This window comes from Mesorhizobium sp. M1406, assembly GCF_040317555.1.
Classification (GTDB): domain Bacteria; phylum Pseudomonadota; class Alphaproteobacteria; order Rhizobiales; family Rhizobiaceae; genus Mesorhizobium.
On sequence record NZ_JAMYKW010000047.1, the window covers coordinates 26775 to 40620 of the forward strand.

15 protein-coding genes are annotated in these 13846 nt (G+C 60.5%); 5 read left to right on the forward strand and 10 right to left on the reverse strand.

The window, feature by feature from the left end:
* Window positions 1–78: 78 nt before the first annotated feature.
* Window positions 79–606 carry a YciE/YciF ferroxidase family protein gene (locus NKH03_RS26715; RefSeq protein ID WP_352870803.1) on the reverse strand — a complete coding sequence of 176 codons (528 nt, stop codon included), beginning with the start codon at window positions 604–606 and terminating at the stop codon, window positions 79–81.
* A gap of 745 nt (window positions 607–1351) precedes the next feature.
* On the opposite strand from NKH03_RS26715, the gene NKH03_RS26720 reads away from it, so the two are divergent.
* Genes NKH03_RS26720 through NKH03_RS26735 form a run of 4 tightly spaced genes read left to right on the forward strand, consistent with a single transcriptional unit; the run spans window position 1352 to window position 4674 of the window.
* The gene (locus NKH03_RS26720) at window positions 1352–1813 is read left to right on the forward strand and encodes a hypothetical protein (RefSeq protein ID WP_352870804.1); all 462 of its coding nucleotides are present in this window, start codon (window positions 1352–1354) and stop codon (window positions 1811–1813) included.
* Window positions 1810–3030, forward strand: a complete 1221-nt coding sequence (locus tag NKH03_RS26725) for an Nramp family divalent metal transporter (RefSeq protein ID WP_352880513.1) — start codon at window positions 1810–1812, stop codon at window positions 3028–3030. Before NKH03_RS26720 ends, NKH03_RS26725 begins: the two co-directional genes overlap by 4 nt.
* On the forward strand, window positions 3030–3389 hold the full coding sequence (locus NKH03_RS26730; protein ID WP_352870832.1) for a hypothetical protein: 360 nt from the start codon (window positions 3030–3032) through the stop codon (window positions 3387–3389). Before NKH03_RS26725 ends, NKH03_RS26730 begins: the two co-directional genes overlap by 1 nt.
* A 1-nt stretch (window position 3390) precedes the next feature.
* Window positions 3391–4674 (forward strand): c-type cytochrome, encoded by a 1284-nt coding sequence (locus NKH03_RS26735; protein WP_502913562.1) that lies wholly within the window; start codon window positions 3391–3393, stop codon window positions 4672–4674.
* A 44-nt stretch (window positions 4675–4718) separates the two neighbouring features.
* Here the strand turns inward: NKH03_RS26735 and NKH03_RS26740 are convergent, their stop codons facing one another.
* Genes NKH03_RS26740 through NKH03_RS26775 form a run of 8 tightly spaced genes read right to left on the reverse strand, consistent with a single transcriptional unit; the run spans window position 4719 to window position 12803 of the window.
* A complete protein-coding gene (locus tag NKH03_RS26740; RefSeq protein ID WP_352971622.1) occupies window positions 4719–5135 on the reverse strand; it encodes a c-type cytochrome in 417 nt (138 codons plus the stop codon).
* A complete protein-coding gene (locus tag NKH03_RS26745) occupies window positions 5128–6006 on the reverse strand; it encodes a cytochrome c oxidase assembly protein (RefSeq protein ID WP_352971624.1) in 879 nt (292 codons plus the stop codon). The genes NKH03_RS26740 and NKH03_RS26745 overlap by 8 nt, the downstream gene beginning before the upstream one ends.
* A complete protein-coding gene (locus NKH03_RS26750; RefSeq protein WP_352971627.1) occupies window positions 5994–6302 on the reverse strand; it encodes a hypothetical protein in 309 nt (102 codons plus the stop codon). Before NKH03_RS26750 ends, NKH03_RS26745 begins: the two co-directional genes overlap by 13 nt.
* Window positions 6299–6901 (reverse strand): cytochrome c oxidase subunit 3, encoded by a 603-nt coding sequence (locus NKH03_RS26755; protein ID WP_352870809.1) that lies wholly within the window; start codon window positions 6899–6901, stop codon window positions 6299–6301. The genes NKH03_RS26750 and NKH03_RS26755 overlap by 4 nt, the downstream gene beginning before the upstream one ends.
* On the reverse strand, window positions 6898–8808 hold the full coding sequence (ctaD, locus tag NKH03_RS26760; protein ID WP_352971630.1) for a cytochrome c oxidase subunit I: 1911 nt from the start codon (window positions 8806–8808) through the stop codon (window positions 6898–6900). Before ctaD ends, NKH03_RS26755 begins: the two co-directional genes overlap by 4 nt.
* On the reverse strand, window positions 8805–9791 hold the full coding sequence (gene coxB, locus NKH03_RS26765) for a cytochrome c oxidase subunit II (RefSeq protein ID WP_352971633.1): 987 nt from the start codon (window positions 9789–9791) through the stop codon (window positions 8805–8807). Before coxB ends, ctaD begins: the two co-directional genes overlap by 4 nt.
* Window positions 9788–10402 (reverse strand): c-type cytochrome, encoded by a 615-nt coding sequence (locus NKH03_RS26770; RefSeq protein ID WP_352971639.1) that lies wholly within the window; start codon window positions 10400–10402, stop codon window positions 9788–9790. The genes coxB and NKH03_RS26770 overlap by 4 nt, the downstream gene beginning before the upstream one ends.
* A 4-nt stretch (window positions 10403–10406) precedes the next feature.
* Window positions 10407–12803, reverse strand: coding sequence for an FdhF/YdeP family oxidoreductase (locus NKH03_RS26775; RefSeq protein WP_352971636.1), 2397 nt, complete (start codon window positions 12801–12803; stop codon window positions 10407–10409).
* 325 nt (window positions 12804–13128) lie between these two features.
* Between NKH03_RS26775 and NKH03_RS26780 the strand changes: the two genes are divergently transcribed.
* Window positions 13129–13335, forward strand: a complete 207-nt coding sequence (locus tag NKH03_RS26780; RefSeq protein WP_352870814.1) for a transcriptional regulator — start codon at window positions 13129–13131, stop codon at window positions 13333–13335.
* Between the two features lie 287 nt (window positions 13336–13622).
* Here NKH03_RS26780 and NKH03_RS26785 read toward each other — a convergent pair.
* Window positions 13623–13846 (reverse strand): Cif family virulence factor (locus tag NKH03_RS26785; protein ID WP_502913563.1); only part of this gene is annotated, 224 nt, incomplete at its 5' end.

Below are 13846 nucleotides of genomic sequence, written 5' to 3' on the forward strand. Positions count from 1 at the left end.
CGGCAGGGCCCCGGTTCTCCATGCTGCAATAGAAATGGCCCCGGCAGACGCGCCGGGACCATTGAAAACCGTCTCAATTCAAGCCGCTTTCAATTCGGCCGCCCGGTCGTTCACGCCGGCTTCGCCCAGAGACGTCAGGGCCTTGTCTGTAGCTTTCTCCTCCTCGAGGGTCGCGCTGAGAAGTTGAACGATATCGTCCTTGCCAAGGGAGGTAGCCCATGCAATCAAAGTGCCGTAGCGCGCGATCTCGTAGTGCTCGACAGCCTGCGCGGCGCCAACGAGCCCGGCGTCAAGCGACGTCGAACCCTCATACTCCTCGAGAATTTCGGATCCCTCCTCGAGAATGCCGTCGATGGCGGGGCAGGTTTTCCCGCGCGCAGCCGCGCCGAGGATTTCGAAAACCTCCTCAAGCCGTTCCACCTGGCCCTCGGTTTCGGCACGATGCTTTTCGAAGGCTGCGGTGACCTGCCCGTCATCCGCGCCCTTGGCCATCTTCGGCAAGGCCTTCAGAATTTTTTTCTCGGCGTAGTAGAGATCCTTGAGACCGTCGAGGAACAGATCCTCAAGGCTCTTGGTCTTCGCACTTGCCTTCTTGGTGGTTGCCATCGCTGTGTGCTCCTTGTTGGCTTGTTTGAAATGACCCGTCGTGGGCATTTTCTAACTCGGAGAGAAGCCGGCAGTTCCCTTGCCAACCATTTAAATGGGTCGTCCATGACACTTCGGCGTGTCGCTTCGGCGTTTGGCCGTATCCGCGTTTTTCCAACTGGTCCGCAGCTAGCGCGAGGAGGGCGATGCCGATCTATGTGCTGCCTTTGCGGGCGTAAAAGCAGAACAAGGTCGGCGAGCCTTCAGGAACGCGGTCAATGCGTTTCGTCATCAACAAGCGTCAATGCAATCGGTCCCCGCAGGCGAATTTGTGAGCGCGGCGGAACCTTCCGATCGCAGCAGCTTTACTCAGATGAGAAGAAGAGCTGTCAACGCAGGCTGGATGCAAATACTCGCTGGTCGCGCATTTCAGCAGACCTCGGTTGCGAGACGAGCCTGATGTCGGCGTGGAAAGGGCACGCAATGGAGTTGTTATTTCTTCACGACCTGGCCTCGCTCCGAAGTGACGGACTCCACCCCGAACTTGTGCGTCTTTTCAGACAACGGGCCACTTTGTCGGCGTCAAGCGTTATGGAGTTGCACGCCGGTGGGTCACGCTGTTGCGGGCAGGCAGGTCCCAATCCTCCACGCATACCAAGTCGGCGGTTGCCCAGTGATGTGATACGATTTCCCAAGAAGCCGAAATCCACAGTCCGGGATCCCTGATGTCAGCACCCGAAACACAGGCTGGCCGGACGATCGTTGCGTGGCCATGCAGCTAACCCTGGGCATTGTCAAAAACGACGCCTATCGGCTTTGGCGCCCATGCCTGTTGTTATTCATGCTCGCTTTGGCCGCCTGTTCTTCATCCGACCACGTCGCCCAGCAATCAAAAATCGCGGCGTCGGCTTCGCGGACGGCAGCCATGGTCTTGGACGCCTGGGCCGCCGGGGCTGCCCCTTCAGATTATGCATCGGCCACATTGCAATCATCGGCCGAGACGCTTGCCGAGGCAGGTCGGCAGATGCAGGCTGACAATTCTCCTCCATCTTCCGAAAGTCGCGGTGTCATGGAGGCGATCGGCCAGCTGTCGGCTGCGGCAAGGCGCGCCCAGGCCGGGGTGGAGGCCGGCAACCCGCGGCAGGTGAGCCAGGCGCGGCAGGAACTCGCGACGGCCGCGACGGACCTCGCCGCCTTCTATGCCAGATCTGTCGCGCCCAAATCATGAAGAAGCTGTTGGAAATCTCTCTTGGCATCGTCACCAGCGTTGGCGGCTTCCTTGAGGTTGGATCGATGGCGACAGCCGCGCAAGCCGGGGCGACTTTCGGCTTCCGGCTGGTCTGGGCAATCCTCCTTGGCACCATCTGCATCATCTTCCTGGTCGAGATGGCTGGCCGGTTCGCTGCCGTCAGCGGCCACACGATCACGGACGGGATCCGAGAGAGGTTCGGCTTCAATGCCTTCCTGTGGCCCTTGCTGGCCATTTTGCTGGTCAACTTCATGGTGATGTCGGCAGAAATCGGCGGCGTTTCCATCGCTGCGGAACTTGCGACAGGGATAGGCTTTCAATGGTGGGCCCTGCCAGTGGCGTTCCTGGCGTGGCTGTTTCTATGGAAAGGCACCTTCGGTTTTATCGAGAAGGGCGTGGCGATTCTCGGTCTCGTCACGCTCTGCTTCGTGGTCGCGGCGGTGATGCTGAAGCCAGATTGGAAACAGGTCGCTGCCGGGGCGGTGCCCGGTCTGCCGGAGCATGACCCGGCAAGCTACTGGTTTATGGCTGTCAGCATTCTGGGCGCGTCGATATCGCCCTACCTTTTCATGTTCTATTCCTCGGGCGCCGTCGAGGACCACTGGGACAAAACCTATCTCGGCACCAACCGCGCCATTGCGGGCCTCGGCATGAGCTTCGGCGGCACCATCTCGCTCGGGGTGCTGATCGTGGCCGCTCTTGTGCTCGGCGCGCACGGCATCAACCAGGTCAACGACTATCACCAACTGCCGCTGATGCTGATCCCGATATTCGGGTTCTGGGGCTTTGTCCTGTTTGTAGCTTCGCTTGCCATAGCGTGCTTCGGCGCGGCACTCGAAATCGGCCTGCAGCAGGCGTATCTCGTCGCACAAGGCTTTGGATGGACGTGGGGCGAGGACCTGAAACCCCGCAGTGATCCTGCCTTCTGCGGTGTCTATACGCTCTCATTACTGGTGGCAGCCATCCCGATCGCGCTCGGCCTCGACCCGCTGAAGCTTACCATCTTCTCCATGGCCGTGACGGCGGCCAGCCTGCCTTTGACCGTGGTCCCGTTCCTCTTTCTGCTCAACGATGAGCGCTATGTCGGCGAGCACCGCAATGGCATGATTTCGAACGCCGCGGTGATCTTCATCGTCGCGCTTGGCTTCGTCCTTGCCGTGGTGAGCATTCCCTTGCAGATTTTGGGAGGTTCATGATGGATGTGCTGCGCGATCTGCTGGACAAACAGGTCCTTGACCGCCAGCGGGTCAAGATCGGCAAGGTGGACGGATTGGTGGCCGAGTTGAGGCAAGGCAAGCCGCCCAGGATCGTCGCGGTCGAGCTCGGGTCGATCACGCTGGCGCGGCGTCTTGGTTCGCGGCCGGGACGCTGGATGGCATGGCTTGCGGCAAGGTTTGGCGGCGAACGCCATGCCGAGCCGCACCGCATAGCGTGGAACAAGGTGCGCGATATCGGCGTCGACATCGAAGTCGACATCGACGTGCACCGGACAGCAATCTTCGATTGGCAAGACTGGCTGCGCAACCACGTCATCGGCCGCATCCCGGGAGCCTGACATGGACACCGTCAATCTTGAACATCTCGCTGGTCGACGGGTGCTCTCGCTGCGCGGCAAAAGCGTCGGTCACATAGAAGAGATGCGAGCAGAACGGCACGGTGACGATATGGTCGTCACCGAATTCCACGTCGGCATTTTCGCCGCTTTCGAGCGCCTCTCCGCCTTGGCGATCGGCACCGCGGTCCTCGATTTCTTTCACCTGCGTCACCGCGATTGCCTCTACCGCATCCCCTGGGACCAGATCGACATCTCCGACCCACTCAGGCCTCGGTTGCGATGCACCCTTGAGCAACTTTCTCACATGAAAGGTGGATTTGAAGGCAAGCGCGAGGCGGGGCCGCCCAAGAGCTCGGGGATCGTCACGCGGAGCACCGCGTGGAAATTTGCTCTTGCGGTTTTCCTGTGTGCAGGGGCCGTCGCCGCGGTTTTGTGGTACATGACCGCGGCGAGGCCTCTGTTTAAGGATCAGGATCGGCAATTTGAAGGCCGGGGCGATCTCGCGCGCGGCAAGCTCGTCTTCGCTGCAGGTGATTGTGCGTCCTGTCACGCGACACCAGGACAGCCCGACCGGCTGAGGCTTGGCGGCGGTATGGCGCTCGCTTCACCATTCGGCACCTTTCGGCCTCCCAACATTTCTTCCGATGCGGTGGATGGTATTGGCGCATGGACTGTCACCGACTTGGCGAACGCCTTGATCAGCGGCGTGTCGCCCAAGCGTGATCACTATTATCCCACTTTTCCCTACACGAGCTTTACCAGCATGACGCCTGACGACGTGAAGGATCTCTACGCGTATCTCAAGACACTTCCGAAGGTGTCTGGTCGTGCACCCCCGCATGACCCTGCGCTGCTGTTCGGCATCCGACGGTCCGTGGGGATTTGGAAACTGCTGTTTTTTCGCCAACGATCAACCGCTGCCCGCCTCGACCGAGATATTGTGCATGATCGTGGCGCTTATCTCGTCGAGACCATCTCGCACTGCGCTGAGTGCCATTCTACCCGCAACGCCTTTGGCGCAATCAAACCGGACACTCGCTTTGCCGGTGGCATCGATCCCCAAGGCACGGGATTTGTGCCGAACATCACGCAGGACAGAATGCGCGGATGGACCGAGAACGACATCGCCACGATGCTTAAAACGGGGGAGACGCCGAACCACGGACGTGTGGGATCCTCCATGGCCGATGTGGTGACAAATACGGCAATGCTGCCTGACAGTGATCGCCAGGCGATCGCGCGCTACATCAAAGGTCTGCCGCCGATAGCCACGCCGCGGCCTTGAAGCGGTGTTCCGTCCGGGATTGCGTCAAGGCAAATATCGGGGTCTCATTGGGCGTAGAGATAGGCGGCAAGGTCTTTGGCTTCCTCTGGCGAAATGCCGGTCGCAGGCATCGCGGTCCGCGGCGAAAAGCTTCGGGGCGAAACGATCCATGTGACAAGGTTGTCGGAATTGTTTTCCAGCACGCCCGCTATGTACACACGCTTCGAAAGCCCGGTCAGCGGCCCACCGGTCTGGCCGTCAGCTCCCGGTATGCCGGGAATGGTGTGGCAACCGGAGCAGCCATACCGGCGAAAGATTGCTGGAGCCCGATCAGGGTCGCCGCCGGTGATTGTTTTGGCCACCACCGCTCTGGTGTGGTTGTCGCGCGCGACGTTGACCGCGACGAAAGCGGCCGATGCCGCGACGAGGACAATACCCATCAAGGTCGCACGGCCCGTGGGAGAGGTAGGCAGGTCAGGCATTTTGTGCCCGTCTTTCGCTCGCGCCGCGAATCCAGAGCGCCAGCATCGTCATTGCCGCCGCCGCATAGATCGTGCCGGCAGGCACCCACATGATGATGCCCGCCATCTGCTGATCTTCCAGGGGTGCTAACCCCCAGGCCATCGCGGGCCGGGTCTGAGCCACGTAGAGCACGCGTGGAGCGAGCGCCATCAAAGCACCCAAAACGCTGGTGTGGATCATGGTTGCGAACACATGCCAAGCTGAGGTGCCGTAATCGCTTCGCCAAACAATTGCCCACCAGAACAATATCGCTGTCGCCAAGAAGCTGAGATGCTGGAGGCGGTGCAATGCCGTGTCGTTCACGGCCGCGTCGAACAACACCGGGACGTGCCAGGCCCAGATGGCCAAGCCATGAATGATGGTCGCGTTTGTGGCACACGTACACCAGTCCCATGGCCCGCATATCAGAGGCGAACGCATCAGCGACCCAGCGATGCGACGGGCTTTCCCAGGTAGGCCCCAGAGCAGGATGCCAGCCGGGCGTGCCAGCACGATCAAGGGCGCCGCCACAGCCATGACGATCTCGTGCTCAATCATATGAAAGGTAAAAAGATGCTCGCCTAGCCAGTGAAGCGGCGAGAGCAGCGCGCACCCCAATGTCAGCATGCCGAAGCAGTACGGCAAGGCGCGGACGAGCAAGCCGCCCGGCCTTCGGCTTCGCGATGCCAGCCTTATGATGCCTAACCCATACAGGGCGGCAAGGATGGCAAATGGTCCTGCGATCCACGGATCAAAGGTCCAGGGATAGCCCGCAGGATATACATCGTCGCCGTGTGCCATCGCCGGGCTAGCAACCATAAACGAGATCAGTGTGCAGATCAGCGTTGGCATGGGTCCAGCAGCACCGTGGCCGCCCCCTGCAATGACAGCGCAAAAACAAACGCTAGCGCGATCAGAGAGCCGGCATCGGCGATGACCCGTTCGGACTTGGCCGTTCCCGTTGAAAGCGCTCGTGACACCATGACGCCAGCAACCGAAACGAGGAGGAGGATGCCGCAAGAGATTGCGGTCCACAGGCCATTCCGTTGGCAATCGGTGTAGGGCGTGACCTGTCCAAGCTGGGTGTTAAGGGCCCAGGCTAGGGGCGGCACCACAAGGCCTGTGTATTTCAGCCAACGGATCGTCATAGCCGTGGAACCCAATAGAGGCAGGCATACATTGGCAACCACGTCGCCACCACAAAGTTCCAGTACATCGTGTTGTCGCTGACGTCTCCGAAGCGTCGCGCGTTGTCGCCATGCCGCGAAAACATCAGGCAAGTCAGCACCAGCGTCTCGACCAGATCGGTCAGAATATGCGTCGTGTGCAGGCCGAGCATGACCCACACGATCGAGCCGTAGGCGTTTTGGTCCCACTTGATATGCATAGCGGGAAACTCGAAGGCACGCAGGATAAGCGGCGCCATGCCGAGCAGCGACATGACGATCAGGCCGATACGAACCTTCAGCAAGTCCTGGTTACGTGCCCAGCGGGCGAGGACGATGTTGGGAACAAGGCTTGCCACCAAGAGAGCTGTCAGGGTCGTTCCGGCAAGTAGATCAGGAGGTGGGGCATCCAGGGGCCAACGCTGGGCCAAGCTCATGAGATAGAGATAGACAACGATCGAAAGCGCAAAGCCCGTGCCTTCGATGAGCATGAAGGCAAGCGTTCCCCACCAGGACACACTCGCGGTGCCGAGGCCGTGCGGCGGAAGGTCCGTCAGGTCGAGCGTGGTGCCTTCTTTCATGACTCGTCCTCCGGCACGCCCTTTGGCCAGAACCAGCCGATGAGTGCGATCGCCACTGGGATCGACCCCCAGACTACTGCCCACGGGGTGAATATCGACCAGATCAGCGTCGCGCTGGTGGCAAGTGCTGCCCATAGCGGCCAGATCGAATCCCCCGACGACGATTCTCGCGCTTCCGGAATCGCTTCGACGACGCTGCTGACCAACAGTTCACGACGGTCGACACGCAGGCCTGCGGCAACGGGGAGGTCATCTGAGTGGTCTGATAAAGGTTCGAGACTGCCGACCACCGGCAGCCGGGCGAAATTGTACGGCGGCGGCGGCGAAGAGGTCGCCCATTCGAGCGTCGAGGCCCCCCAGGGATTGGATGGCGCGGCGGCACCTGACCTGGCACTGCGTATCGCATCGACGAAAAACAGCAGGAAACCGAGAGCGAGAATGATCGCGCTGAGGCTGATGAACATATTCAGGGCGGACCATGGCATCTCAGGCTGGTAGGTATAGATGCGGCGCGGCATGCCGCGCAGACCAAGAATATGCATGGGGAAAAAGGTCAGGTTGAAGCCGGCAAAGATCAGACCGAAGACCCAGCGCCCGAGTGTCTCGCTCATCATGCGGCCCGTGAGTTTAGGGAACCAGTAATAGGCCGCGCCAAGCAAAGGAAAAACCGCGCCGCCGATCAGGACATAGTGGAAGTGGGCGACGACGAAATAGGTGTCGTGGACTTGTGTGTCGAACGGGACCGACGCCACCATAACGCCGGTCAGGCCGCCAATGACGAAAGTAACCACGAAGCCGATGACGAACAAAAACGGTGTCTTGAAGATCGGCCTGCCTGCCCACATCGTCGCCAGCCAGCAGAATATCTGCAGTCCCGCCGGGACCGCGATCGCCATGCTCGAGGCGGTGAAGAAACTCTGTCCAAGCCGGGGAAGGCCTGCGACGAACATATGATGGACCCAAAGTCCAAACGCCAGAACGCCCGTGGCGATGATGGCCATCACCATGGCCAGATAGCCGAACACGGGCCGCCGCGTGAATGTCGCGACGATGCTCGATACCATCCCCACCGCCGGCAGAAAGATGATGTAAACCTCAGGGTGTCCGAAGAACCAGAACAGGTGCTGCCACAGCAGCACATCGCCGCCTTCGGCGGGATTGAAGAAATGCGTCTCGACCAGCCGGTCGAGAATAAGGGACGTGGAGGCAATCACGATCGCCGGCATCGCCAGGATGACAAGAAACGACGTGACCAGCATCGACCATACGAACAAGGGGATCCGGTCGAGAGACATTCCCGGGGCGCGTTGCTTGAAGACCGTAACGACGATTTCGACGGCCACGGCGAGTGCTGAAACCTCGGTGAACGTGATCATCTGCGCCCAGATGTCAGCTCGCTTTCCCGCCGCATACTGGGGCCCGGACAGCGGAACATAGGCGAACCAGCCGATATCCGGTCCAGCATCGAGCACAAAGGCGAGCCACAACAGCAAGCCGCCGGCGAGATAGATCCAGTAGGAGAACGCATTGAGCCGCGGGAAAGCGATGTTGCGCGTTCCCACCATCAACGGCACGAGGTAGACGGCCATCGCCTGCATGACGGGCACGGCAAAAAGGAACATCATGTTCGTGCCGTGCATGGTGAAAATCTGGTTGTAACGATCGGGTCCGATGAGGCGGGCTTCGGGTTGCGCCAGTTGCAGCCGCATCAGCAGGGCCAGCAAGCCGCCCAGCGCCAGGAAGACAAAGGCCGTGGTGATGTAGCGCCGGCCGATAGTTTTGTGGTCGACGGTCGATAGAATACCCCAAAGGCCCGGCGGTGTTGACCAGACCGATGCAAGGCGGCGATCGAGTTCAGCATCGTTGAAGGCGGTGTCGCGCGAGTTGCTGCCATCTCTGCCCGTCATTTCAGGCTCTCCATATAGGCGGAGATATTCTGCAGCTCGGCGCTGGTTAGCGGGACCACCGGCATGTTGTTTCCGGGCTTGAGCGTTTGCGGATCGGCAATCCAGGCAGCGAGCGAACCGCGCGTGGTTTCCACAAGCCCGGCGGCGATCGTCCGCCGGCCGCCGATATGCGTAAGATCCGGTCCGGTCGTGCCATTGGCGGGTGTGCCCCGGACCGTGTGGCAGGCAGCACAGGGCTTTGCCAGAAAGGCCGCTCGTCCTGCAGCGGCGTCCGGATCGGCCGGCGTCATCGCATCACCACGCTGCGAAGCCGCCCAACGGTCATAGTCCGCTGGCGCCTCGGCGACGACCATGATCGCCATATGGCTATGCTGCAGGCCGCAGAACTCGGCGCATTGCCCCCGGTAGACGCCTGGCTTTTCGGCTCGCAGCAGCACACTGTTGGAACGACCCGGAACAAGATCCTGCTTTCCGGCAAGGCTGGGCACCCAGAACGAATGAATGACATCGAGGCTTTCAAGCCGAAGATGAACATCCGTCCTGATGGGAATGTGAATTTCGTTGGCAGTCTGAAATCCGGGCGCTGCGCCGGCGCCGGCATAAAAGACCTGCCACCACCATTGCTGTCCCCGCACAGTGATCGTAAGGGCGGCGCTTTCCGGGACGCCAATATTGCGGGTGGTGTAGAAACTCGCGATCGTCACGCCGGCGATGATGGCTACGGTGGCCGCGACCGCGGCAACCACCGTCATTGTCAGCCGTGCCTCGTGTTTCGCGTTGTCCGCTCCGGCGCGGCGGCCCCTTAGAAGCGCCACGCCAAGCGTGGCCATCACCAGCACCCAGACCACCGTGCAAATGGCGATAATGCCGATGATCAGGTGCTCCACATGTATCGCGGGAGCGCCGTGCGGATCAAGTGCCGACTGATTGCCGCTGCAGCCCGACGCGAGGGCGGCAATCAGAAGGGCGCTGACGGCTCTCAAGGCGATGGTCCCGGCTCTTGGCCGACCGGTCCTTCGTCGAACAGGATTATCGCCGGGCCGCGATTTTCCGCCGGGCGGGTGTGTTTATCATCATTGCGACTGGGCGCGGCTATCTTCGGCGTGTAGGAACCGATTGTCTGAACATATCCTGCGAGCTGCCAGATCTGCTCGATTGTCATTCGGCCGTGAAATGCGGGCATGCCGTGCGGGCGGCCGTCCCGGATGGAAGCGACGATGGAAACCATCTCGGGCCCGTAAAGCCACCAGCCGTCAACCAAGCTGGGCCCGGCTCCGCCGCGACCATCACCATGGCATGCCGCGCAACCGAACCAGGCGTAGAGGCGCTTACCCTGGCTCAGATTGTAAGCGTCCGTTTCATACGGCTTGCCAAGCGCAAAATAACTCTGGGGCGGGGTTCCGCTGATGCCGTTGGGCATGGGACGGAACCGGTCGAGGTCGGCGGCAGCCGGCGGATCGAGGCGAAGCTCTCTCGGTTGCCGCAGCCAACCGAGCAGACCGCCCACGCCAACGAGAAGCAGAAGCGCGCCCGCCGCCAGCGCCGACGTCGGATTTGCGACGGTCCTTTCTGTCAAGCGGTTCTCTGCCCCCATGGGATCAATCATCTGGAGTTAAGCGAGATCGGCTAAGGCGGACTGGCAAAAGCTTGTATGACGGCGTCTTCGACTTCGGGTCGTGATGGGCCAATGGAAAGAGCGGGTTGGTTTCGGGAAAATACGCCGCGCAGCAGCCCTGTGCGATGTTGTAGGGAACGATCCTCAGGCCGGTGACCTTGCGGACGAAATTGTCGTCGATGGCGGTGGTCACATCAACGAATTCGCCATCTGCGAAGCCCAGCCGGTCGATGTCTTCCCCATTCATGAACACAATCCGGCGCGTGCCTTCAACGCCGCGAAAACGGTCGCTGTAGCCATAGATCGTGGTGTTGAACTGACCGTTTGATCGCAGCGTCGCAAGGTGCAGAACATCGGTTCTGCCAGACGTGGAAAATTCGGGAAAGAGTTTGCCTGGTGTAATGAAATTCGCTTTCCCGCTTTGGGTCACCCATTTTCGCTCGCGTGCCGGCAGCGGCCGGGCAAACCCGCCAGGCTTGAAAAGCCGCTTGTTGAAATCCTTGAAGGTTTCCGGGTACGTCCGCTCGATGGCGTCGCGGATTTCCGCATAGTTGCCGACCCAGGCGTCCCATGGAGCCTTGGTCCTCCCAAGCGTGGCCTTGGCGATGCCGGCGACGATCGCGGGCTCCGACAGAAGGGTTGGACTTGCGGGCTTTGCTCTTCCGCGAGAACCATGAAAGTGGGCAATTGAGCTTTCCATCGACACGGCCTGCGGACCAGTCGCCTGCTCGTCCACCTCGATACGGCCGAGGCAAGGCAGGAGATAGGCGATCTCGCCGTGCAAGACATGACTGCGGTTGAGCTTGGTCGCGATCTGCACGCTCAGACGCAGTGCGCGCCATCCCTCTTCCATGGCGGTGGTCTCAGGCACCGCTTTCAGGAAATTGCCGCCAAGGCTGATAAAGGCACGGGATTGGCCGTTCATGATTGCTTCGCATGTCTCGACTGTCGAGCGGCCTGTCCAGCGCGGCGGTTCAAATCCATAAAGCTCGGACAATTTGTCCAGCGGTGCTAGCCCCGGCTTTTCCGTTATTCCGACGGTGCGCTGTCCCTGAACGTTGGAATGGCCGCGGACGGCGCAGATATTGGCTCCGGGCTTGCCGATGTTGCCGCGCAGCAGCGCGAGATTGCAAACCATATGGACGTTCTGGACGCCCATGAGGTGTTGCGTCAGGCCCATGCCATACACCATCAGCACGGCATCGGATTTGGCGTAGATGGTCGCGGCCTGCTTCATCTGATCGCGGCTCAGTCCTGACACCCGCTCCAGCTCATCCCACTGGTGGGCTCGTGCGGCTAGAGCAAATTCCTCGTATCCGGCGGTATGCTCCTTGATGAAATCATGATCGAGCACGTGCTTCTTATCGGCCGAGGCCATTGAGGCCGCGAATGCGACCATTGCCGCATCGTCAGGATCCTTCGGCTTGCCGTCCTCTCCTGCTACCCGACTGGCGCCTGATGCCTTGAGGGCATCGTCGGCTTCGATGAGCGCCTTGCAGACGCCGAACAGAGCGGCGATATCGCCGCCATTTTTGACCTGACAATATTCCGACGAAATCTTCGTCTCTTGGCCGGTCAGCATCTGAACCGGCGACTGCGGATTGATGAAGCGCTCCAAGCCGCGTTCGCGCAGCAAGTTGAAGGTGACGATCTTCACGCCGCGGTCGACAGCGTCCTGGAGGTCGTGCAGCAGGCGCGGGGAGCACGTTCCCACGTTTTGGGCGATGTAGAAAATGCAGTCGGTGTTTTCGAAGTCCGACAAAATTGCTGTGCCGACAGAGGCGCCGATACTTTCCGGAAGTGCCACCGACGAGCTTTCGTGGCACATGTTGGAACTGTCCGGTAAATTGTTGCTGCCATACATGCGGGCAAACAACTGATACATGTAGCTCGCCTCAAGAGATGCGCGGCCCGAGGTGTAAAGGTCGACCTGGTGAGGATCGAGCGCGCCCAGCTCCCTGCCGATCTCGTCGAAAGCTTCTGCCCACGCCACCGGAACATACTTGTCGCTGATCGCATCCCAGCGCATGGGATGGGTCAACCGGCCCTGTTCCTCCAAGTCATGATCTGGCCAGAATTCCAGCTTGCTGAGTGTGTGTCTTTCGAAGAACGCGGGGTCGGCCCGTCGGGACGTGATTTCCCAAGCCGTCGCCTTTGCTCCGCTTTCGCAGAATTCGAGCGGATGCGGTTGAGCAGGTTTTGCCCAGGCACAACTGACGCACATATATCCGTCGGGCTTATTCTGGATCGAAAGCAGCTTTGGGGCTTTCAAAGGGACGTGCTCTCTCGCGATGATCGCGGCCACGGATTTAGCTGAGCCCCAGCCGCCGACCGGTCCGCCGTACGGTTTGATTGTGGCCGACCTTGTTTTCGATGTCATTTCTGCCTCGTTTGCATAAAGCGAGGCCGGAGCTGGTCTCACCCATATCGACGCGATGCCCGCCGGCAAGTGAAGCGACATTCGAGAACATACTGGCAATATCCAGGTCACTGATCAGTCTGCCGAGGCTGGATACTAGAACTTGGAATCTGGCGCCTGGTTCCACGCAGGGTGGCTTGGTTGAGGTCGCCTCTTGGCCATCGGCACGACCAGATTTGCCCTGTGGCGAATGTGCACTGCAGTGGCACAAGTGCGTCTGCGTTCTGAACGGAGGAAGCCTGATCCCGAGCCTGCGCGCCCATTATGCGGATGTGCTTCCCTCCTAATGATTGGTCTAAGCCAGACCGAGCTTGCTCAGCGCGCCAGAATCTCGGCACCAACGCTTCGCAGAATGGAAGCGTCCACAGGCCAAGCCTCCGGCTGCGTTAACAACGTTATCGCCGTCAGGCAGGCACTGGAATTGGCTGGCGTGATCTTCCTGGCAGAGGGTGAGACGACCGCCGGCGGGCCGGGCGTTAGGCTGCGTACTTAAGCTCAAGTCAAGCGGAAGGCGAAGGCTTAGCGGACGACCTCATCCTGCCACATGACGCGGCGTCAAGACTCAGCTATGTCTTGAGGCGCGGCGGACCTGATTGGACCGTCTGGCCGGCGCCAATTCAGGCAACCTCCCTCTTGAGTGACGCCGGCCTTCTTCCTCCTGCTTAGATCGTCGGCTCGCGCCACGCCGGTTTCGTTGGTTGCGCCGATTCCTAGATCACGACCTCACACCACGAGGCCAGCGCAGCGTTTGCCCCTTCGCTGAAATCCAGCGCGCTCGCTCTACTCCCCGACAATGGACGTCGGCGGGCGTGCCGAGGTTATCGGATCGGCATGACGAAGGACGATCCTCCACCCGCCTTCCTCCCGCCGGAATATGGTGGTGACTCGAAGCGCAATCGGCACCAGTTTGTTGCCACCGCCGACCTTGGATTGGAACCGCTCGACCTCGATGATGTATCCCAGGTCGGCCGTCGCATACTCCGAGATGCGATCAAAGCCGATGA